23 protein-coding genes are annotated in these 19,505 nt (G+C 46.8%); 16 read left to right on the forward strand and 7 right to left on the reverse strand.

Annotated elements, in window-relative coordinates:
• Nucleotides 1-30 precede the first annotated feature (30 nt).
• Both ACMUEV_RS21025 and ACMUEV_RS21030 read left to right on the forward strand, forming a co-directional pair.
• A complete protein-coding gene (locus ACMUEV_RS21025) occupies nt 31-1,353 on the forward strand; it encodes a hemolysin family protein (RefSeq protein WP_190651638.1) in 1,323 nt (440 codons plus the stop codon).
• A 50-nt stretch (nt 1,354-1,403) separates the two neighbouring features.
• Entirely contained in the window at nt 1,404-1,622 is a 219-nt protein-coding gene (locus ACMUEV_RS21030) for an addiction module protein (protein WP_017287329.1), read from the forward strand.
• Nucleotides 1,623-1,709: 87 nt separating this feature from the next.
• Here ACMUEV_RS21030 and ACMUEV_RS21035 read toward each other — a convergent pair whose 3' ends face one another.
• The gene (locus ACMUEV_RS21035) at nt 1,710-2,966 is read right to left on the reverse strand and encodes a glutamate-5-semialdehyde dehydrogenase (protein ID WP_190651640.1); all 1,257 of its coding nucleotides are present in this window, start codon (nt 2,964-2,966) and stop codon (nt 1,710-1,712) included.
• A 5-nt stretch (nt 2,967-2,971) separates the two neighbouring features.
• Nucleotides 2,972-3,379, reverse strand: a complete 408-nt coding sequence (locus ACMUEV_RS21040) for a hypothetical protein (RefSeq protein ID WP_026148526.1) — start codon at nt 3,377-3,379, stop codon at nt 2,972-2,974.
• A 201-nt stretch (nt 3,380-3,580) separates the two neighbouring features.
• Between ACMUEV_RS21040 and ACMUEV_RS21045 the strand changes: the two genes are divergently transcribed.
• Complete coding sequence (locus ACMUEV_RS21045) at nt 3,581-3,943, forward strand: translation initiation factor (RefSeq protein ID WP_017287333.1); 363 nt, start codon at nt 3,581-3,583, stop codon at nt 3,941-3,943.
• A 1-nt stretch (nt 3,944) separates the two neighbouring features.
• Here the strand turns inward: ACMUEV_RS21045 and ACMUEV_RS21050 are convergent, their stop codons facing one another.
• A complete protein-coding gene (locus tag ACMUEV_RS21050) occupies nt 3,945-4,304 on the reverse strand; it encodes a tetratricopeptide repeat protein (protein ID WP_242044455.1) in 360 nt (119 codons plus the stop codon).
• A gap of 26 nt (nt 4,305-4,330) precedes the next feature.
• Between ACMUEV_RS21050 and ACMUEV_RS21055 the strand changes: the two genes are divergently transcribed.
• Both ACMUEV_RS21055 and ACMUEV_RS21060 read left to right on the forward strand, forming a co-directional pair.
• Nucleotides 4,331-5,056, forward strand: coding sequence for a DUF4126 domain-containing protein (locus ACMUEV_RS21055; protein ID WP_242044456.1), 726 nt, complete (start codon nt 4,331-4,333; stop codon nt 5,054-5,056).
• Nucleotides 5,057-5,375: 319 nt separating this feature from the next.
• Nucleotides 5,376-6,320 (forward strand): hypothetical protein, encoded by a 945-nt coding sequence (locus ACMUEV_RS21060; RefSeq protein ID WP_348251570.1) that lies wholly within the window; start codon nt 5,376-5,378, stop codon nt 6,318-6,320.
• Nucleotides 6,321-6,412: 92 nt separating this feature from the next.
• On the opposite strand, the gene ACMUEV_RS21065 is transcribed toward ACMUEV_RS21060, so the two are convergent.
• Nucleotides 6,413-7,171 carry a lipase family protein gene (locus ACMUEV_RS21065; RefSeq protein ID WP_242044460.1) on the reverse strand — a complete coding sequence of 253 codons (759 nt, stop codon included), beginning with the start codon at nt 7,169-7,171 and terminating at the stop codon, nt 6,413-6,415.
• A gap of 145 nt (nt 7,172-7,316) precedes the next feature.
• A complete protein-coding gene (locus tag ACMUEV_RS21070; RefSeq protein ID WP_190651647.1) occupies nt 7,317-8,642 on the reverse strand; it encodes a Rieske 2Fe-2S domain-containing protein in 1,326 nt (441 codons plus the stop codon).
• A gap of 274 nt (nt 8,643-8,916) precedes the next feature.
• Between ACMUEV_RS21070 and ACMUEV_RS21075 the strand changes: the two genes are divergently transcribed.
• The 5 genes from ACMUEV_RS21075 to ACMUEV_RS21095 all read left to right on the forward strand — a co-directional run bounded on the left by ACMUEV_RS21075 (nt 8,917) and on the right by ACMUEV_RS21095 (nt 13,389).
• Nucleotides 8,917-10,065, forward strand: coding sequence for a hypothetical protein (locus tag ACMUEV_RS21075; protein WP_190651649.1), 1,149 nt, complete (start codon nt 8,917-8,919; stop codon nt 10,063-10,065).
• A gap of 214 nt (nt 10,066-10,279) precedes the next feature.
• Nucleotides 10,280-10,654, forward strand: a complete 375-nt coding sequence (locus tag ACMUEV_RS21080; protein WP_190651651.1) for a cupin domain-containing protein — start codon at nt 10,280-10,282, stop codon at nt 10,652-10,654.
• Nucleotides 10,655-10,676: 22 nt separating this feature from the next.
• On the forward strand, nt 10,677-11,873 hold the full coding sequence (chrA, locus tag ACMUEV_RS21085; protein ID WP_190651653.1) for a chromate efflux transporter: 1,197 nt from the start codon (nt 10,677-10,679) through the stop codon (nt 11,871-11,873).
• A gap of 38 nt (nt 11,874-11,911) precedes the next feature.
• Complete coding sequence (gene msrA, locus ACMUEV_RS21090) at nt 11,912-12,385, forward strand: peptide-methionine (S)-S-oxide reductase MsrA (RefSeq protein WP_190651655.1); 474 nt, start codon at nt 11,912-11,914, stop codon at nt 12,383-12,385.
• Nucleotides 12,382-13,389, forward strand: coding sequence for a VOC family protein (locus ACMUEV_RS21095; RefSeq protein WP_190651657.1), 1,008 nt, complete (start codon nt 12,382-12,384; stop codon nt 13,387-13,389). Before msrA ends, ACMUEV_RS21095 begins: the two co-directional genes overlap by 4 nt.
• A 128-nt stretch (nt 13,390-13,517) precedes the next feature.
• Here ACMUEV_RS21095 and ACMUEV_RS21100 read toward each other — a convergent pair whose 3' ends face one another.
• On the reverse strand, nt 13,518-14,321 hold the full coding sequence (locus ACMUEV_RS21100) for a DUF1838 domain-containing protein (protein WP_190651659.1): 804 nt from the start codon (nt 14,319-14,321) through the stop codon (nt 13,518-13,520).
• Here ACMUEV_RS21100 and ACMUEV_RS21105 point away from each other — a divergent pair.
• Genes ACMUEV_RS21105 through ACMUEV_RS21125 form a run of 5 tightly spaced genes read left to right on the forward strand, consistent with a single transcriptional unit; the run spans nt 14,320 to nt 17,761 of the window.
• A complete protein-coding gene (locus ACMUEV_RS21105; RefSeq protein ID WP_190651661.1) occupies nt 14,320-14,457 on the forward strand; it encodes a hypothetical protein in 138 nt (45 codons plus the stop codon). The two genes, ACMUEV_RS21100 and ACMUEV_RS21105, sit on opposite strands and share 2 nt — an antisense overlap.
• Nucleotides 14,447-15,484 carry a nitrilase-related carbon-nitrogen hydrolase gene (locus ACMUEV_RS21110; RefSeq protein ID WP_190651663.1) on the forward strand — a complete coding sequence of 346 codons (1,038 nt, stop codon included), beginning with the start codon at nt 14,447-14,449 and terminating at the stop codon, nt 15,482-15,484. The genes ACMUEV_RS21105 and ACMUEV_RS21110 overlap by 11 nt, the downstream gene beginning before the upstream one ends.
• Before the next feature lie 3 nt (nt 15,485-15,487).
• Nucleotides 15,488-16,885, forward strand: a complete 1,398-nt coding sequence (locus tag ACMUEV_RS21115) for an aldehyde dehydrogenase family protein (RefSeq protein WP_190651665.1) — start codon at nt 15,488-15,490, stop codon at nt 16,883-16,885.
• 9 nt (nt 16,886-16,894) lie between these two features.
• Nucleotides 16,895-17,350, forward strand: coding sequence for a DUF3598 family protein (locus tag ACMUEV_RS21120; RefSeq protein ID WP_190651667.1), 456 nt, complete (start codon nt 16,895-16,897; stop codon nt 17,348-17,350).
• A gap of 27 nt (nt 17,351-17,377) precedes the next feature.
• Entirely contained in the window at nt 17,378-17,761 is a 384-nt protein-coding gene (locus ACMUEV_RS21125; RefSeq protein WP_242044462.1) for an alpha/beta fold hydrolase, read from the forward strand.
• Between the two features lie 97 nt (nt 17,762-17,858).
• On the opposite strand, the gene ACMUEV_RS21130 is transcribed toward ACMUEV_RS21125, so the two are convergent.
• Nucleotides 17,859-18,988 (reverse strand): IS3 family transposase gene (locus ACMUEV_RS21130; protein WP_268243053.1). Its coding sequence is split into 2 segments (ribosomal slippage): nt 17,859-18,706 and nt 18,706-18,988, totalling 1,131 coding nucleotides; the frame shifts between segments, so codons are not numbered across the junction.
• A gap of 100 nt (nt 18,989-19,088) precedes the next feature.
• Here ACMUEV_RS21130 and ACMUEV_RS21135 point away from each other — a divergent pair.
• Nucleotides 19,089-19,499 (forward strand): alpha/beta fold hydrolase, encoded by a 411-nt coding sequence (locus ACMUEV_RS21135; RefSeq protein ID WP_242044231.1) that lies wholly within the window; start codon nt 19,089-19,091, stop codon nt 19,497-19,499.
• The last annotated feature ends 6 nt before the right edge of the window (nt 19,500-19,505 follow it).

The raw sequence follows: 19,505 nt of genomic DNA on the forward strand, positions 1-19,505 counted from the left end.
GGTCGGATTTAAGCTTTTTCAAATTCCCCGATGAATTCGTTCACTACAGATTTACTGATTATTTTGTTACTGACGCTAGCAAATGGGCTATTTGTCATGTCCGAGTTAGCGATCGTCTCGGCTCGCAAAATCCGACTTCAGCAAAACGCCAATCAAGGTGATACCCGAGCAAGAGCCGCACTCCGCTTGGCTGAAGAACCGAACAATTTTTTAGCGATCGTTCAAGTCGGGATCACGTTGATTGGGATTGCATCGGGTGCATTTGGGGAACAGGCATTAACAAAACAATTAGAACCGTTTTTCAGTTCAATTCCATTTTTACGTGGGTATAGTCAGCCGCTTTCTTTCGGGATTTCAATTCTGACTTTGACGTATTTAACGCTGATTGTCGGGGAATTAGTTCCCAAACGCGTCGCGCTGAATTCACCGGAGCAGATTGCATCCTGGGCAGCCGTCCCCATGAGTCTGATGGCAAAAGCTGCGGCTCCGATCGTCTACCTGCTCAGTGCTTCAACGAATGTCGCAGTTCGATTTTTGGGAATTCGTCCCTCGGATGATCCGCCCGTCACTGAGGAAGAAATCCGCGTCATGATCGAGCAGGGAACCGAAGCGGGGATGTTTGAGCAGGCAGAGGAGGACATCATGAAACGGGTATTTCGATTGGGCGATCGTCGAGTCAGTTCGCTGATGACTCCTCGTTTAGAAATCACCTGGATTGATCTAGAAGATTCCGAAGACGAAATTCGCCGCCAAATGATGGAAAGCGCTCATTCAAGATTTCCAGTGTGTCAGGGTGGACTCGACAATCTGCTGGGTATTGTCCAGACCTATGATCTGCTCGTTAAAACTATGTATGGTCAATCTCTGGATGTTCGTACCTCGCTGCAACCTCCCGTGTTTGTGCCAGAAAGTACTCGCGCGCTGAAAGTGTTGGAATTATTTAAGCAAACCGGAACTCAAATCGCATTTGTAGTCGATGAGTATGGCGTGATTCAGGGCTTAGTGACGTTGACGGATGTCCTACAAGCGATCGTCGGTGACATTCCCACCGTTGAAGAGTTGGCAGAACCTCAAGCGATTCAGCGCGAGGATGGAACTTGGTTACTTGATGGCATGTTACCGATTTACCAATTCAAGGAAATTCTCCATATTGAAGATCAGGAATTGCCGGGAGAGCAACGGGGGAGCTATCAGACTTTAGGCGGGTTTGTGGTGATGTATTTAGGAAAAATTCCCACTGCTGCTGATCATTTTGAGTGGGAAACCCTGCGGTTTGAAGTCATGGATATGGATGGAAATCGAGTAGATAAGGTGCTCGTTGGGGAAGTACATCCAGGAACTACGACATCTTGAGGCTTCGCAAGTTTTGCAGTACAACAAAGATATTGAATCGAGCGATCCCCATGATTAATACTGAGCATGCAGACTTGCTCAAACTCAGTCCTTCTGAACGTCTCTTGTTAGTGCAAGATCTGTGGGACAGCATAGAAGCAGAAGATATTCCTCTCACAGATTGGCAGAAAGACGAACTGGATCGTAGAAAAGCAGCTTATCAAGCCGATCCTTCTACAGGTCGTTCGTGGGAGGACGTGAAACGGCGCATTATTGAGAAACATGGCTAAAAGGATTACGCTCACTCCTGAAGCGGAGGACGATATCGACCAAGGATATTTTTGGTACGAAAGTAGAAAGATTGGATTAGGCTTAAACTAGCTTCCAACGCCTTGCACAATATGTTTCACGGTCGTTAAGGTTTCTAGTCCAATCAATCCGCGTCGATGTCCTTTCTGATTGGACATGCCGAGAAAGATTGCATCGCCTCGCTTCGGATTGCGATAAAACCGAGGCGACGTATTGATATAAGTTGAAGCACTATTCACCCCGAGGGCAAACTGCCGACTCTCCTGATAAGATTCGCTGACTAAACAATCGGCATGACCACTACTGTAGTGATTGATCAAATCGATCGCGCTAGTCAAGCCATCTACCATTCTAAAGCTGACAATACGATCGAGATAAGCCTGTCCCCATTCGACATCTTCTGTTAGTCGCAAGCCTGGAAATTGTTCGACTAAATTCACATCACCTCGAATCTCAAATCCTTTCTCGCGCAAGCTATCCCACAGCATCACGAGAGACGAAAAATTTTGCTGTCGATGAATTAAAACTTTCTCGATCGCATTGACCGGATCAGGCTCACTCAAATGGCTATCGACGATCATCGATCGCGCCAGATCCAAACTGCCCGACGGCGACCAATATAAATAACAATTGCCCATTGCCGATCGTAAAACTGGAGCCGTTGCCTGTCTTACGACTTGTTGCACTAGGCTCGGTCTTCCGTAAGGAATGATCAGATTGAGATAGCGATCTTGACTAATCAAATCCCGAATCGGCGTACTTTCGCCGGGAAGCAGTTGCACACTCTCGATCGGGAGTCCTTCATCTTCTAAAGCCTGTGCCAGCGTTTCAGCAATTACACTATTCGAGTGGCTCGCCTCATTTCCACCTCGCAGCACCAGACAATTTGCTGTTTTGATACACAATCCAGCCGCGATCGCACTGAGTTCTGGAAACGCTTCATAAATCAGGGCGACGACTCCAAGCGGCATCAACTGCGAATAGGTCTGAGCGCGATCGACTTGAAAATTGGCAGGCATGACCCGCCCGATCGGATCAGGTAACTCACTCAGGCGATTGAGAATTTGCACTGTATTTTGAATCCGCTCCGGAGTTAATTTCAGCCATTCCAGCAGCAAGTCTGAAATCGCCATCTCTCGACTAATTTCGAGATCGAGCGTATTCGCCTCCAAAATATCCATTTGGCGACGACACAACGCTTGCGCCATTGCCTGCACTGCCCGACTCCGGTTCACACCACTTGTCGCCGCTAAAGCCAGCGAAGTTGTATGAGCCGATCGCAGCGTTGAAATCGGGTCAAATGCTCCCAGAGAATCCGTTGTCATTGGGCTTACCGCCGATAGGCTAACCAAACCATTAAGGCGGGCAGCACGGCTAACACCAGCGCTACGATCGCCCACAACATAATACTGGCTCCGGACGGCGAATGAAGCGCAACGGGTAGCCAAATACTCAACAGCACTAGGAGAATACCGAGTGCTAGGGGTAAATAACTGTCTCCAAGTCCAGGCTGGACAATATTCCACTGGTGACCTGTCCAACGCCACGATCGCTTATAGGGGTAGCTGGTTGCGAGTTGTTCGATCACGTAGCCGTTTTCTTCGAGGACGAAGATCTGCTGACAGCGATCACAGCCAAATGCGTCAGTTAGCGCGATCGGGACAAGGCGACCGCGACGGCGGCACGGACAGGGATAATCCGTACTGAGTTCGATCTTTTGGTGCTTCTGGGTCTGCACGAGTAATAGAAGTTTTTTTAAATTCAAGTTGATCGGTATCTTTGCGGCGGGATAATTTCCACTGCACCCAGTCACATCCTAAACTTGAGCAGTATACTCAACTTCTGAAGGTGACGATGATCGAAATTCTATCATTTTCACTCTAGAGACACAGACTCTTTAAGATTGACATTACGATTGCTCTGTAACATTTATTCATTTATGGCGAAGAAACCCACCGATCGCAACGGTTCCGGCACAGGCAAGCAGGATCGCATTGTTTACTCTGAGTTTGGCAATTCAGAGGAGGTGTTCGAGCGGGCGGTTCCCGATTTGCCTCCGAATCAGCAAAATCTTCGGGTGCAGGTGTCACGCAAAGGTCGTGGGGGGAAAACGGTGACGGTGATCTCTGGGTTCCAAAGCAAGCCGGAAACGCTGAGCGATTTGGCGAAGAAATTAAAAGCGCAGTGTGGAACTGGGGGATCAGTGAAAGAGAACACGATCGAGATTCAAGGGGATCATGCTCAGAAGTTAGTACAACTCTTAACAGGACTCGGATATAAGGCAAAAATTAGCGGCGGTTAGTTTACGTAAAGATCAGTTGCTGCTTGATGCCGATCGAGGCTCGCGCGTGGAGATAAACCGGATCGGGTTTGTGCTGAATGGCGCGATCGTAAGACGCGATAGCGTTGCCATAGGCTGCCATTTCAGTTAGCATGGCTCCCCGATTGAACCAGGCTGCATGATAGTCAGACTTTAGAAAGACCGCTTGATCGTAATCTCTCAATGCCTCGGCATAGCGCTTTAATCCGGAGAGTGCATTCCCTCGATAGTTCCAAGCCGTCGCACAGGTTGGAACGGCTTGAATCGCTTGATCGAAATGGGCGATCGCTGTTAGAAATTCACCCTGCTGACAACATTCGCATCCTTGTTCTAGGCGGTTCATTTTTTTACTCCATAGGCTCACTTGAATTGTCGAAGCAAACTGCATTGCTGTCCGGGTGGGATTTCTCACCAGAATTGAGCCGGATTTACGACTGCAATATTGACGAGTGCGATCTACATTTAAGAGTTAAAGCCCTTGAGGAAAATGCTGTGGATTTGACTCTTCATACGGTGATTGAATTGCTTCTGGGCATCAGTTTGAGTGCAGCGGCAGGATTTCGCGTCTTTGTGCCACTGCTAGCGCTGAGTGCGTTCTCGGTTTTGGGACACTACGATTTGCCGAGCAGTTTTGATTGGATTGAGAATCAGCAGGCATTGACGTTATTCGCGATCGCAACCGTCCTCGAAATTATTGGTTACTCAATTCCTTGGTTTGACCATGCCCTCGATGTTTTAGCCACTCCAGCCGCAATGATTGTCGGCACGATTGTGGCAGCATCGGTTTCGCCGGATATGAATCCGTTGATTCAATGGACGTTAGCGATCGTTGCTGGAGGCGGAACAGCCGGAATTACGAAGCTATTCACAAATCTGCTGCGCGGAACTTCAACAGCAGCTTCAGGAGGTTTGACGAATCCGATTTTTGCAGCGATTGAACTTGTGATTGCGACTGCATTGTCGGTTTTGGCTTTTACAGTTCCAGCGCTAGCAGGACTATTGGTGATTGGATTATTCGGATTTGGAATTTCTCGGATTACACAGCTTGTCCTGCGCTGGCGGACTCGCGATCGAGGAGCAAGTCCAGCGAAATAGAGTCTCCCACTCCCCACTCCCCACCAAATTTCTAGTAGCCCAACCATTTACGGAACCTACTCTTCTGCTCGTGTGTCTTTACTTATGCAATCTCCATCAGTTTAGGAAAAATTGAGATTCCTGTTTTTAGAGGATGCCGTTTGTCAATCAATGACCCTTGACAGTTCGACAACGCCATCTCGCTAAACTCTAACGCTACAGACACCCGAAAATGACAAACTTAAAATTGTTTTCTTTGGTTGGCACTGCTCTGACTTTAGTAAGTTGTGCCGTTATAAATTCTTCACCGCGCGCAGTCTCTCAACCTTCGGCACAACCTGTGCAAGATAATCTCATTGGGCTTTTCATGCTCAAACGTAACAATCTCAATCAACAGTATCGAGGAGAAATTTATCCGATCGCACAATACAGGAACGGACGCTACACCGATGCTAGCCTCGACGTAACTCCAGAAGTTCGAGAAGATTCAAAAGAAGCAGAGATCGTTCAGCGCAATGCGGCAAACAGTGTGCTCAATACGAATCCGACTTTGACGATCGCGAATCCAGGTTATGCCCTGGGCAAATTCAGCGTCGATCGACTGGGAGTAGGTCAATTTGCTTGTTCTGCGGTTTTAGTTGGACGAGGAAAGCTTGCGGGACAGTCAGATCTCAACCTCGCATTTAATCAGCTTCCTCGCGCTAGCCAAAGAACCTCAAGTGGGGTCTTCAATGGTCAAGAATTTGATGAAACTTGGCGTTCCGCGATCGCTGCAAAAGTAACGACCCCGGCTACAACAGTTCGCCCAACTCGTGCCCAACTCGATCAATATCGCAAAGATTTAATCCGGATTGGGACAAACGAAATCGCCAAGAACCCACAGGCAAAATCAGTTCAAGGAACAGTCACACTCGTTGAACTCCGAGTGTTTGATCTCAATGGCGATGGTCAGCCAGAAGTGTTTGGAAAGTTAAGGAAAGCTTCGGCACGAGCGGTTCAACCCAACCGAGATCGACCAACTGTTAGCTCAATCTATGCCAATGTTTGGTTAGGCTATAGCGCGTCTCAACCGCAACTTCTTTCATCTCAGGCTGTTCCTTACTTTGTGCCTGCTATCGAGGCTGGACGAATCTATGAAATTGTCGGCACGATCGATGCAAATGGAGATGGTCAACAAGAAGTACTGATTCAGAACAATGGGTATGAAGCCATTACTTTCAGCCTTTACGAATTACAAGGAAACCAGTTGAAATCGGTGTTCACGGGCGCAGGCTATGGTTGCTAAACCCCGCTTTAGACTTGCATTGTAATCTAAAACTTCTTCATCGAACTGAATTGAAAAGCCAGTGATAGTCTGGCTTTTGCTGTTTCATCTCTCTATTTCACCAACTGTTTGAGCACGTTGATGTAGCAGTCGATCGCGTGATCTTTGAACCGTTGGCTAATAAAGTTTAGACTGAAGCGTTTGCCAATCCGAATTTCCTTATCGACTGATTTATAACCTTGCCACCATCGCGGTAGCTCTGGCACGAGATCCATTCCATGAACAATTCGATAGGTATTCGGAACCCGCTCATTGTAGGAATCTCGAAATCCACCATTTCCCACTGCGGGTGAACCGTAAGTATAAGATTCGACCGTAATCTTTGCTGAAAAATTGTATTGCAGATCGACGGCACACAATGTTGCCAATGCTCCCCCTAAACTATGCCCAGTCGTAACCACATTCGTGACTTCACTCGTCTTGATGTAATCATGAATTTGATTGCGAACGGCAAAGTAAGCCGCTACAAACCCGCTATGCATCTGCGCGTTTGAACTATTCTTCGTTGCATAAGGATAGGTTTTCTCTTTAGGTTCGACAATTAACTCCTGAATCACATTTTGATCAAACTGGGCGCGCTCTAATCGTGTAGTAAAATCAGTTTCCCAATCCTGAGACGAATCACTACCTCGAAAGACGATCGTGGCAGATGTTCCTTCGGTGAGAATGGCGCACTGCGTATCTGTTTTCGCTTCGCTGATCAAGACTGGAGTGAGAGTGATGCCGTCAAAACGAACTGTATCAAAGTTTTCGTAGACTTTTTTACAGAAGAGGGCATACTTTGCGGCTTTTGAGTAGTCGATCGACATCATGACCTCTGGAATTATGGATATTATTGGTCAATACTGACTACCATAAGCACTCAGCAATTTCCAAACGATCGACGTAAATCTATACGTCTTAATCTTTGACGATCCTCGATCTCTGATTGGAACTCAAGCCCAAAATCTTGCAAGCTCATTTCTGTGCATGAATGTAATCTACAAAGTAAAACTTCGGACGAAGCCAAAACTTTAGTCCACCATAAATGCCTAGCCCCAAAACTGCGATCGCAATGCCGGGTAGACCGAGTTTCAATCGGAGCGCATCTGGCAAAAGTGCAACGATCGCGACTGTGAGCGCAAAGTAAATTAAGAGTGCTATCTGTAAGCGATCGATCGTTAAGAGTGCTTTACGACAGCTACTACAATGCTGTGTGTGTTGTTGATAGCGATCGAGAACCTGCTCACGATGATCATTCCAGCGCGGTTGTGCTTCGAGTCCAACTTCGCTCCACGGCAGGTGTCCTTGGCAATATTGATCGAACCAGTTGCGAAACTCAATGACTAAACGATCTGCGCTCGTCGGTAACTTATAGGCAGTTTTCCAACTTTCGGTGCGCGTTTTTTGATGCAAAAAATACTCTTGCTGCTGAAGTAAAATCATATCTCCATCTAGCACCTGATTGCGCGTCTGGATATGTTCCCACCAGCGCGGCGTAAATCGATGCAGGGCTTGTGCAAAGTTGCGCGGGAACTGAGCGACAATTCTCGATTTTCCTGGAGACACAGGAATGCAATAGGTCACGAGTCCCACTTGCTTGCCGCTATCCCCAAACTGAATGGCATACTCTAAACGGCAAGGAGGCTCAAACGTAATTGTTGCAGGAAATCGCCCTGAAGCAGTTGCTTCAATCCGTTCGGGTGTCGATTGCACAATTTTAATGGGCATTGGGGCGGCTTTATTGCGATCGCCTTGGACTCCGTGATGTGCAAAAGGCACATGACTCGGATCAGTGACATTTTCGACTAAGGTCTGCCAGTCGTATTCTAGATCGCGCACGAAAGAAGACCAGACAAAGCCTTTACTTGCATCGATCTGAGGCGATAAAGGCAACGGAGTTTGTGCAGCTTGCTCAGGAGATGCTGGATCGAGCCAAACCCAAAGTAACTCTTGCTGCTGTTGCACCGGAAACGCGATCGCGCATAAATTATCTTGATTTTTACTGACTAATTCTGGATTGTCCGCTTGGGGAATCTGAGTACAAACGCCTTGCAAGTCAAATTGCCAGCCGTGGTAGCTACACATCAAATTTCCCGTTTTTTCGTCAATTCGCCCTTCGCTGAGTGGAGCAAGACGGTGAGGACACTGATCCAAGAATACTTGAAACGTCTCAGCAGACTTCGGTTTCCAGATGACTAACCGTAATCCTAGTACGGTGACTGCGGTAGGTTGATTGATCTCCAGATCTTCAATAGGAGTAAGCGGATACCAGTGCTGAAAGAAGTTAAATTGAGGTTTCATCTATTTTGATCTGAATCGTTGAACTGAAAGAGCGATCGCTCATTGTGAGATCTCATTGTGAGACATCATCGCTTTTGGCAACTATCCTACCTCTAACTCTACCTCTGATGTTCTGTGTTGTGCTTTAATGGTGGCTTGAATTGGGTGCTGGATTGTGAAGGTAGTAGTTCCAGACAAACTTTTTTAGAAACGCTTGAGTTTTGAACAAGTGAGTTCATTCTCTTTGGTTCCAAGGGTGTGATCCAAGTCGGAATGTCATTGATTTTTAAGCAATATGAAAACATCCACGATTTTTTTAGGCTCGCGGCTGAGTATTGTGCTTGCCGCTGGACTTGTGCTTGGTTTATCTACAGTGGCTAGAGCGCAGAAACAGCCAGCGATCGACGAATCCTTTGCCCGTGCTGCTCTGATTGTGAAAGTGTTTGATCAGTTGTCTACTCAATGTGCAGCAGGGCGGAGTTTTAATGCTAGTGAATCCGCATCTATCGCTGCTTGGGAAAAGGGACAAAATGTGACTGCGCTTCGGACTCAAATTCAGGGGCTATCCGCGGATATGCAGCGCCAACTGGACAAAGGAGCTTCGATTTTGCTCACTGCTCTGACTCAGAAACAGCCCAATGCTGATCCCTGTAATCTTGCTGTATCGGTTACACGGCTTGCTTCACCCACAGTCGCAACCGCAGGTTCACCATCGACGAACAATACCAAGCCACAGCAGGTCACAAATTCTGGGTCTAGAACGACGAATCGTTCAAGCAATCCAACAGCGATGTCGTCTAAATCTGACTCTGATGTTTCCAAGGTAGTTGCGACGATCGACTCTTTTGGTTTCAATATGCGAACCATGATGGGCGTTGGCGGATTCTTGACGCAGGATATCTATCCGGTTGTGCTGTTTCGGAATGGCGAAGCGCTCACCGATGTCAAAGGTTTGATGTATGCAGGTGGCCTGGATGCCTATCGACGCGCCCATCCTGAAGACTGGACGCAGTGGCAGCGCAGCGGCGGACGGGTGCAGTTAAAGACTGCTAAGGGATGGAAGGCACTCCCTTTTCCCACGACTTATCAATCTTTACCGAGTCAGTTTCGCTTAAATGGAACCTATCGATCTCTTTCCGGGACGGGCAACGTCGCGATCGGTGGAAGTGCTTCTGTGGCAGCGTGGCGTGCTTACACGTTTTTTCCAGATGGTCGAATTGTACGAGGTAATGGTGCGGGTTCATCCGCATCAAGTGGGGGCAGTAGTGTCGTTACCTCCTCGGTCGCACCGAACCAACGGGGACGATACCAAATCGATGGGTTAGTCTTGCGAATTAACTACGACGATGGGACGACAGAAAATCGCATCATTATTACCGATCCCAAAGATCCCAAAAGTGCGATTTGGCTAAATGGCACGGGTTATGTGAGACGCGGTAAATAAGTCGTTCTCGTTTGCATCCCGCCCCGCATTGAAAATACGGGCCTAACTGTGCGAAGTAGGTTGAAACCCAATGAATTCGGGGCGAGATAGAACGGAGCGAGAGAACTTGCCGAACTGGTGTTGAATTACGCCCATCTACTTGGAGTGTCGATCGTGCAATCCACGTTTAGTTTAGATTAAGGAAACTAACGCTTGATTGAGAGGTGGGCAGATCATGTTGATCCGAAAATTGGATGAGTGTGAAGAATTTTTTGCAGGAGATCAAACGATCCTACGTGAGCTTTTACACCCCGATAAGCAACCGATCAATCTGCGCTATAGTCTCGCTCATGCAATTTTGCCTGTTGGTGCAACTTCACTTCCGCATTCACTCACGACTTCTGAGGTTTACTACATTCTGAGCGGCACAGGAGAAATGTCGATCGATAACGAATTGCAAATGATTGAGCCTGGAGATGCGGTCTATATTCCGCCGAATGCGGTTCAATTCCTTCGCAATACTGGAACCGAAGCGATCGTATTTATCTGTATCGTTGATCCGGCTTGGAGAAAAGAAGATGAAACTGTATTTTCAGAGACTATATCCTGAGTCTTATTACAGAATTTAGGTTATGTCTTCCTCATTACATTCTGCTCGACTGATCGAACTTGCGCACCTCTTTCTGAAACTTGGCACAATTGGCTTTGGTGGCCCAAATGCCCACATTGCCATGATGGAAGAGGAAGTCGTCGTGAAGCGACAATGGCTCAAGCGCGAAGAGTTCCTCGATCTGATTGGGGCGACTAACTTGATTCCAGGTCCCAATTCGACTGAGATTGCTATTCATGTTGGGTATCTCTATGCAGGTTGGTTAGGGCTGATCGTAGCAGGGGTGTGTTTTATTCTGCCTGCGGTGCTGATTACGCTCGGATTTGCCTGGGCTTATGTTGCGTTGGGTGCGCTGCCACAGCTTGCTTTTTTGCTCTATGGCATTAAGCCTGCGGTACTCGCGATCGTCGTTGATGCCCTGTGGCGATTGGGCAAGAAAGCAGTGAAGAATCGCATATTATTTGCGATCGCGCTGATCGTGATTTTGCTCGTCTGGTTCGCTCGTGTGAGTGAAATTGTCGCTTTGCTGCTCGGTGGCTTTCTGGGAATGCTCTGGCTGAAAACACCGCACGATCGATCAAACGAGCAGGCGAATTTATTGATCACAGGGTTGACGCTTACATCGGCTCTGAAAGCAACGGCAGCAGTCGGGCTGACTACCGTTCCATTCTCACTCTGGCAATTAGGCTGGACATTTCTGAAGATTGGAAGTGTGTTGTTTGGGGGTGGATATGTCTTAATTGCCTTTATTCAAGGATCGTTTGTTGACAATTTGGGTTGGTTAACTCAGCAGCAATTGTTCGATGCGATCGCAATTGGTCAATTTACACCAGGTCCAATTCTTTCGACAGCAACATTCATTGGCTATGTAATCGGAGGAATTCCTGGGGCGATTGTTTCGACGATCGGAATTTTCTTACCGTCGTTTGTGTTCGTCGTGGTGCTGAATCCTGTGATTCCGCTCTTACGTCGTTCTGAATGGGCTTCGGCATTCTTAGATGCAGTGAATGTCAGTGCGGTCGGATTAATGGTTGTCGTAACGGTGCAACTCGCGATCGCAACGCTTGGAAAATCGTCAGCTCCATTTATCGATGTTTTAGCAACTATGATCGCACTCATGAGTGCCTTGCTTGCGATTCGATTTCGAGTCAGTGCCGTCTGGCTGGTACTTGGTGGAGCCGCGATCGCTTGGGCTGCTTCTTGGTTAGGGTATCTATAGAATGCGATTCTGGATGTAGAGCGTTTCAGAGAGATGATATGGAAAAAGCAACGTTTGGAGCAGGATGTTTTTGGGGGGTAGAAGCCGCATTTCGTAAGATTTCGGGCGTGAAATCTACTTCTGTTGGGTATATGGGTGGACATTTCGAGAATCCTTGCTATCTGGATGTGCTCTCGCGAATTACTGGGCATGCGGAAGTCTGCCAGGTTGAATATGATCCAGCACAGGTGAGTTATGAGGCTTTACTGGATGTGTTTTGGCGAATTCATGATCCAACTAGCCTAAATCGACAAGGTGCAGATCGAGGCGATCAGTATCGCTCTGTGATTTTCTATCACACCTCGGAACAAGCCACGATCGCGCGCCAATCTAAGCTTGCTTTAGATCGTTCAAACCGCTATGACAAGCCAATTGTGACTGAAATTCAACCTGCTGCTGATTATTGGTTAGCGACAGAGGATCATCAACAGTATTTTGAGAAACAAGCCGCACAGAGAGAAGTAGCAACATGATTACAGGCATTTACGATGTGTGCATTGGAGTCTCTGATATCGATCGCGCGATCGCGTATTGGCAGCAGTTTGGCTACAGTGTGGATCAAACAGGTAGCCTTTCAGCCGAGAGCGCTCAACGGTTATATCAATCAAATTCTGCTTTGCATTCAGTGCGACTGACTCATCAAACGGCGGATCATGGTTTGATCCGACTCATGCAGTGGGAGCATCCCCGAAATGAAGGCTTAGGGCTAGCTTCAATGCGAGTCAGAGGTAATCGTTGGGCAACGACGATGACAGCAGATGTGCTAACGATTCTCAATCAGGCAGAAGAAGCCGATCGCGCAGGATTTCCAATTCGTTACACAATGCCGTATTGGGAGATCATTTACAACAAAGATCGCAAGATGCGCCCGTTTCTAGACGATACGATCGGGGTTCGTGAAGCCCTACTATTGCAGCCTTTGACGCGACAGGTTTTATTTCAACGCTTTGGGTATAGTGTGCCAAACTATGGGCAGATCAATGAACAATCTGCATTCAAAGCCAGCCAAGTCACTCACATGGGCATGATTGTTCAGGATGATAGCAAGGAAACCATCCAGTTTTACGAAGATGTTTTAGGCTTGTTGCGAGTGCGGGACGATGTAGAAACGTTCTATGAGTTTTCAGAGGCGGGGCGCGTGTTTTTTGATTTGCAACCCGGCGAGAAGTTTATTGTGACTGCATTTGATGATCCGCGATCGTCTACAACGGATTGGCAAGCCGCACGCTCTGGACGATTGTACATTGTGAGATTTCCAGAAGCATCTGTAGTCCCAGAGCAGTTTGAGAAGGCACAACCTGGATGTTTAGGAATGTCCTTATATACCTATCGAGTTGGGGAGGTTGAGGAATATCGCGATCGCATTCAGGCAAGTTCTGCTCGAAATGTGACTGAAATTTGTTTGGATGAATTTGGCGATCGTAGCTTTTCTTTTACTGCTCCTGATGGTTACTTTTGGACATTAATCGAGAGTTAAGAGGATGTTTGAAACGTATCGTTCATCGCCTTCACCCGCCCCCGGAATAGAACGGAGCGAGGAAATTCTTGATACGTTTCAAACACCCTCATGAAGACAAGAAAAGAACCCCTACTTCCCACTCCCCGCTAAGCCGCCGGAATCGGAAAAGTCTCCCCCGCCAGATAAGCATCAAAATGCTTCTCAAAGTAAAGCCAAGAAGTCATATCTTCCGTATCTAGCTGATCTGCTGGAGCATCTCGATACAGTGGCATTCGCGTATTAATCTCATCTTGAAGCAACTGAGGCAACTGCTCAAAGCCATCGACTTTCTTACCCGTAGCACTGTAGATTAAATATCCAGCGCGATCACCCATTTTCATCCAAGGTAGCCAAGGCCCAATGCGATCCCAACTCAGCCAGAGCTTAGAACTCGAGAGAACTTGGTCATCAAATAGCTCATCTGTCGGAATCATAAACTTAAACAACTCTGCCGCCTGGTAATCGGGATTGGGGAAGTACTCGGCAAACTTTGGATCAGCAAGGGGACTGGGATAAGCCGGAAAGATATCAAACGATAGAGTTGTCGTTTCATCATCGACTTGGGCAGGAAACTGTCCTTTGAAAAGTCCTTGAATCGGATTGTTTGCAACATGCATGACGGGCAGAACTTCCTCAGTCCAGGGATTTTTCCAAGTTTCGAGCTTCTCACCTGTCTGTGGGTCTAAGTAGTACGTTAATTCTCTAGAGGTGAACTTCCAACTATTCTCCTCAGTGGGAAGACAACGACTCACGCTCATTCCGACCATTTTGAACAAGCGCTGTCGCTTTTCACCAGGGATAAACGAGTGAATCGAACCTGTCCAGATTAAGAAATTCGATTGCGCCGGGTCGAGTGACGATCGCACTTTCACCCAATGTTTGGCATCGAGAAGCTGAGTTGAAACTGACATGTCAGGATTCCCCCATGTTGCACTGCCTGAATTATATTGGCGTTTCTCTCAAGTTTTACAACGCAAGTCGGTGGGAATCGTTGTATCGATGCTAGAATTCACGCGCAATCCTCAGCAGCAGCACTATGATGATTGACCATGAGCTTGCTTATCAAGCATTAGCACTTCAGGTAACCTGTCATGCGATTAATCAAAGCCGCGATCGACAAGAAGCGCGATCGCGTATGCAAAGTGCGATCGCACGGTTAGAACCTCAAATTGCTGCAAGTCTTGCATTTATTGGGTCGAGATGTCGCTTAATTGTTTTGCCAGAATATTTCCTCACTGGGTTTCCACTGGGCGAATCTCTGGAAGATTGGGCAGAAAAAGCTTGTTTGGAAATGGCAGGTGCAGAGTACGAAGCTTTAGGCAAAATCGCTCAAACTCATCGAATTTTCTTAGCCGGAAATGCTTACGAAGTCGATCCACATTTCCCAGGCTTATATTTTCAAACTTGCTTTGTGTTAGATCCGAGTGGCTCGATCGTGCTGCGCTATCGTCGCTTGAATTCACTGTTTGCGCCTACTCCTCACGATGTTTGGGATCGCTACCTTGATCAGTATGGATTAGAGGGTGTGTTTCCAGTTGCTCAAACCGAAATTGGCAATCTTGCAGCAGTCGCATCAGATGAGATTTTGTTTCCAGAAGTGTCGCGCTGTTTGGCAATGCGTGGGGCGGAAGTGTTACTTCATCCGACTTCCGAAATTTATGGTCAAGCTCGCGCGCCGAAAGAAGCAGCAAAGATTAGCCGCGCTGTAGAAAATATGATGTATGTGATTTCAGCAAATACTGCCGGAATTGCAGATAGTCCGATTCCCATCTCATCTGTCGATGGTGGTTCTAAAGTTGTCGATTATCGGGGCTTAGTACTCGCAGAAACCGGAGCAGGTGAGAGTATGGCAGCTTTTGCAGAAGTCGATTTAACGGCTTTGCGGCGCTACCGTCGGCAGCCTGGACTGGGAAATTTACTATCGCGTCAACGGTTTGATGCTTATGTGGAGAGCTATCAGAATGCAGAGTTCTATCCTAAGAATACAATGGCAAATGGCGCGATCGAGCGTAAGCATTTTATTCAAACTCAGTTAGCAACGATCGAACGTTTAGCGAAGCAGGGAGTGATTTGAACCATGTCAAACATTCCGGTTCGTAATCCTCGCACAGGAGAGATCGATTACTGGATTACTCCTCCAAAGCTCTCTGAAGAGTGCGATCGCTTGCGAATGGCTCAACCTGCTTGGGCTGAAAGTTTAGAACAGCGAATCAGCGCACTCCAGCAGTGGAAACAAGCGATTCAAACTCATCGCGAAGCTTTACTAACCGCATTAGTTGCAGATACAGGTCGATTCGGTGTTTCAGTGCTAGAGATTGATTCTGTACTATCGAGTCTCGATCGCTGGTGTAAGCTGGCTCCAGAATTGTTACAAGAAATCGAGAAAACCACTGCAATTCCATTCATTCATCTCAAACAAGACTCAGTTCCTTATCCATTGGTCGGGGTGATTAGCCCGTGGAATTTTCCATTTTTACTAGCAATGATTGATACGATTCCGGCTCTGTTAGCTGGATGTGCTGTGATTGTGAAACCGAGTGAAATTGCACCTCGATTTATTCAACCCTTGTTGAAAACGCTCGATGAAGTTCCAAAACTGCGCGAGATATTCACCGTCATTGAAGGAGCAGGAGAAACGGGAGCCGCTTTAATTGAGCAGGTTGATTTAGTGTGCTTTACAGGGAGTGTGAAAACTGGGCGAATCGTTGCGGAGGCGGCAGCAAAGCAATTTATTCCTGCTTTTTTAGAATTGGGCGGAAAAGACCCTGCGATCGTTCTAAAATCCGCAGATTTAGATCTCGCAACTTCTGCAATTTTATGGGGTTCAGTGGTCAATACAGGACAGTCTTGTTTGTCGATCGAGCGAATTTATGTGGATCAATCGATCGCTGAACCTTTTACAGAACAACTCGTTTCTAAAGCAAAACAACTCAAACTTGCCTATCCAACTGTGAATAGTGGCGAAATTGGGCCAATGATTGCCGAGCGCCAAGCCGCAATTATTTCAGATCAATTACAAGATGCGATCGACAAAGGTGCGATCGTTCAATGCGGTGGAAAAGTTGAAAATTTAGCAGGCGGATGGTGGTGCTATCCAACAGTGCTAACGAATGTGAATCACAGCATGAAAATTATGACTGAAGAAACATTCGGAGCAATCATGCCGATTATGCCTTTTACAACTGTAGAGGAAGCGGTGCAATTGGCAAATGATACCATCTATGGGCTAAGTGCAGCCGTATTTGCAGGGTCAGAAACAGAAGCATTATCTGTAGGCGATCGCATTCAAGCAGGTGCAATTAGCATTAACGACGCAGCCTTGACCGCTTTGATTCACGAAGGAGAGAAGAATGCGTTTAACTATTCTGGTATGGGCGGATCGCGCATGGGTTCTGCTGCTTTGAAGCGATTTATGCGCAAGAAAGCGTATTTGATCAAAACAAAACCTGTTACTGACCCTTGGTGGTTTCAATAGGAGGACACAATGGAAAATATTCGCGAAGAAATGCCCGTACTTGCTCGACATGCAGGGGATTGGGTTGGAACCTATACCTTGATCGATTGCGATGGGAAGGTGCTCGATCGTCATCGATCGCATTTGACTTGTTCATTTCCAACCGACGATCCAACGAAGTACTATCAAATCAATCGCTACACTTGGGACAATGGTAAGCAAGAAGAACATCAGTTTCCAGGAGCTTACTGTGATAAAAAACTCTGGTTTGATACAGAACGCATTAAAGGTCATGCCTGGGAAGTAGACGATTCAACTGTGATTCTGTGGTTTGCTTACAAATCGGTTCCAGATTTCTACCTCTATGAAATGATTCAGATTAGTCCCTGTAACAATCATCGTGCGCGAACTTGGCATTGGTTCAAGCAGGACAAAATCTATCAACGGACTTTGATTCAAGAAGAACGGCTTAACTCAACTATTTAGCAACTATTTAGCGACTGTATCAGAATTATGGTTTCTCGAATTAAACGTGCTTTTCTCGATACTGAAGATGGTCAAATTCATTACCGCGTTGGTGGTGAAGGAAAGCCGCTGTTACTCCTCCATATGAATCCTCGTAGTAGTGATGAATATCGCGAATTAATGCCGATATTCGTTCAACAGGGAAGACAAGTCATCGCAATGGATTTGATGGGATTTGGTGATTCAGATAAGCCATCTCGGTTATATTCCGTTGCGGACTATGCAAAAACTGCGATCGCACTGCTTGACGAACTTGGAATCGAGAAAACGGATGTTTTAGGCAATCACACAGGCGCATTTGTTTCTGGTGAAATTGCAGTAGCGTATCCCGATCGCGTGAACAAACTAATTTTGGGAAATGTTGCAGGTTGAAATGACCCCTCAAAACTAGACCACTTCCTTTGTCGATAGAAGCAGCATTAGCTCACAGCTAGTATACTGCTATTTCTAATTCTTCTCCATGTTTGTTTTACTGATTACTCCTCCATTCACTTTCAAATTCAATCGGTGTTAGATATCCAATTGATGAATGTATCCTCTTTCTCATGTACACATCCTCTAAAAACGTTTTGATCTGCATGTATGCTTCCGCAAAGTTGCGATACTCGGATAAATCCACTTCCTCCTCTTTGATAGTTCGCATTAATCGCTCCGCATAGCCATTCTGCGTCGGCTCTCCCACTTCTGCCATGCTGATTTGGATGTTTCGCTGCTTTAGGACTTCGACATAGCCCGTTGCTGCATATTGCACGCCCTGGTCAGAGTGATGAATCTCAGGTTGGTAATGTTCGAGCGCTTTGTTCAATGCGGTCAAGGTCAAGCTGTGATCCAGTCCTCTCCCTAAGTGCCAACCCCGAATACACCGAGTAAACACATCCATCAACACGGCGAGATAAACAAAGCTTTCTCCCAGTCGAATGTATGTGATATCTCCGACCCAAACCTGCTCAGGTCGTTCGATCTTTAGTCCTGCTACCCGATTCGGATAACGAGCAAAGCTATGGTTGCTATTGGTTGTGCGAACTCGCCGTTTGGGAGCTTTTCCAGCGAGTCCCATTTCTTTCATCAATCGTGCCACTCGCTTGTGGTTGACGACAATCCCTTGCCGTTTCAATTGCTGCGTAATTCTCCGATAGCCATATCTGGAAAACTCCCCTGCAATTTCCGCAATCGCATCTTTGAGTTCTGCTTCTGCTTCCAGATCTTGCTTAACAGGCTGATAGTACAAGCTACTTCGATTCACCGATAGCACTTCACAGATCAGTCGTACCGAGTAGCTCGGTTCAAGCTCAGCTACGATTTGCCGCTTTGTTTCGTCACTAAGATGCTCGATGCTTTTTTTGCAATCTCTAACTGCATGGTCAATTTCCCCACCATCTGTTCGAGTTCCGCAATTCGCACTTCGGTTTCTGAAACTTGTCCAACTTCGCCAAACACTGATGGCGCTCGTTCGACAAATTCGTTTTGCCACCGCGTTAAGACACTGCGATGTACGCCATGCGCTCGACTGATCTCGGTTTGCGTCTTTTCTCCACGCAGCAGTTCGAGTACAACTTTGGCTTTGAATTGAGGTGTATATTTCTTCGCTGGATTTGACATGCACTTGATCCTACTCCTTAAACGGTTCCTTGTTGCTTTTGGAGTGGTCTAGATTTTCGGGGTCATTTCAGGTTTTGGTGAGGCTGGAAAAGCAGAGCTAATGCGGCGATTTGACGAAGGATTTGTGATCAAAGACGATGGTTCTCATCTCATGGAACGTTGGCTTGCTCGCAGTCGCTATGTGGGTTCAGCCCAGTTAAATCACCGTTGGGTCTTAGATGATCTCAAGTGTTTCGGCTATCCGTTGTATGCAGTTTGGGCAGTGGGTAACTATTGCATTGATGCCGCCGAAAGATTTCGATCGATTCAGTGCCCAACGATGATTTTGTGGGGTATTGATGATGTGCAAGAATTCGAGCATTTAGGATTGGCACTCGCAAAGGATCGTTACTTTGTATCTCAAGCAATTCCCCACGGCAAAGTTGTTGAGATTCAAGGCGGCACAATTTGCATGATGAATCAGATGCCAGAAGAAATTTCTAAGGTTGTAGTCGAGTTTCTAAATGAATAGCAATCT

It is taken from the genome of Leptolyngbya sp. FACHB-1624 (genome assembly GCF_047649235.1).
GTDB lineage: Bacteria > Cyanobacteriota > Cyanobacteriia > Leptolyngbyales > Leptolyngbyaceae > Leptolyngbya > Leptolyngbya boryana.

Excerpts from the sequence above, each read along its gene's own strand:
- ACMUEV_RS21025 (WP_190651638.1), top strand. The coding sequence starts at position 31 with ATGAATTCGTTCACTACAGATTTACTGATTATTTTGTTACTGACGCTA.
- ACMUEV_RS21030 (WP_017287329.1), top strand. The coding sequence starts at position 1,404 with ATGATTAATACTGAGCATGCAGACTTGCTCAAACTCAGTCCTTCTGAA.
- ACMUEV_RS21035 (WP_190651640.1), bottom strand. The coding sequence starts at position 2,966 with ATGACAACGGATTCTCTGGGAGCATTTGACCCGATTTCAACGCTGCGA.
- ACMUEV_RS21045 (WP_017287333.1), top strand. The coding sequence starts at position 3,581 with ATGGCGAAGAAACCCACCGATCGCAACGGTTCCGGCACAGGCAAGCAG.
- ACMUEV_RS21050 (WP_242044455.1), bottom strand. The coding sequence starts at position 4,304 with ATGAACCGCCTAGAACAAGGATGCGAATGTTGTCAGCAGGGTGAATTT.
- ACMUEV_RS21065 (WP_242044460.1), bottom strand. The coding sequence starts at position 7,171 with ATGATGTCGATCGACTACTCAAAAGCCGCAAAGTATGCCCTCTTCTGT.
- ACMUEV_RS21070 (WP_190651647.1), bottom strand. The coding sequence starts at position 8,642 with ATGAAACCTCAATTTAACTTCTTTCAGCACTGGTATCCGCTTACTCCT.
- ACMUEV_RS21075 (WP_190651649.1), top strand. The coding sequence starts at position 8,917 with ATGAAAACATCCACGATTTTTTTAGGCTCGCGGCTGAGTATTGTGCTT.
- ACMUEV_RS21080 (WP_190651651.1), top strand. The coding sequence starts at position 10,280 with ATGTTGATCCGAAAATTGGATGAGTGTGAAGAATTTTTTGCAGGAGAT.
- chrA (WP_190651653.1), top strand. The coding sequence starts at position 10,677 with ATGTCTTCCTCATTACATTCTGCTCGACTGATCGAACTTGCGCACCTC.
- msrA (WP_190651655.1), top strand. The coding sequence starts at position 11,912 with ATGGAAAAAGCAACGTTTGGAGCAGGATGTTTTTGGGGGGTAGAAGCC.
- ACMUEV_RS21095 (WP_190651657.1), top strand. The coding sequence starts at position 12,382 with ATGATTACAGGCATTTACGATGTGTGCATTGGAGTCTCTGATATCGAT.
- ACMUEV_RS21105 (WP_190651661.1), top strand. The coding sequence starts at position 14,320 with ATGTCAGGATTCCCCCATGTTGCACTGCCTGAATTATATTGGCGTTTC.
- ACMUEV_RS21100 (WP_190651659.1), bottom strand. The coding sequence starts at position 14,321 with ATGTCAGTTTCAACTCAGCTTCTCGATGCCAAACATTGGGTGAAAGTG.
- ACMUEV_RS21110 (WP_190651663.1), top strand. The coding sequence starts at position 14,447 with ATGATGATTGACCATGAGCTTGCTTATCAAGCATTAGCACTTCAGGTA.
- ACMUEV_RS21115 (WP_190651665.1), top strand. The coding sequence starts at position 15,488 with ATGTCAAACATTCCGGTTCGTAATCCTCGCACAGGAGAGATCGATTAC.
- ACMUEV_RS21120 (WP_190651667.1), top strand. The coding sequence starts at position 16,895 with ATGGAAAATATTCGCGAAGAAATGCCCGTACTTGCTCGACATGCAGGG.
- ACMUEV_RS21125 (WP_242044462.1), top strand. The coding sequence starts at position 17,378 with ATGGTTTCTCGAATTAAACGTGCTTTTCTCGATACTGAAGATGGTCAA.
- ACMUEV_RS21135 (WP_242044231.1), top strand. The coding sequence starts at position 19,089 with ATGCGGCGATTTGACGAAGGATTTGTGATCAAAGACGATGGTTCTCAT.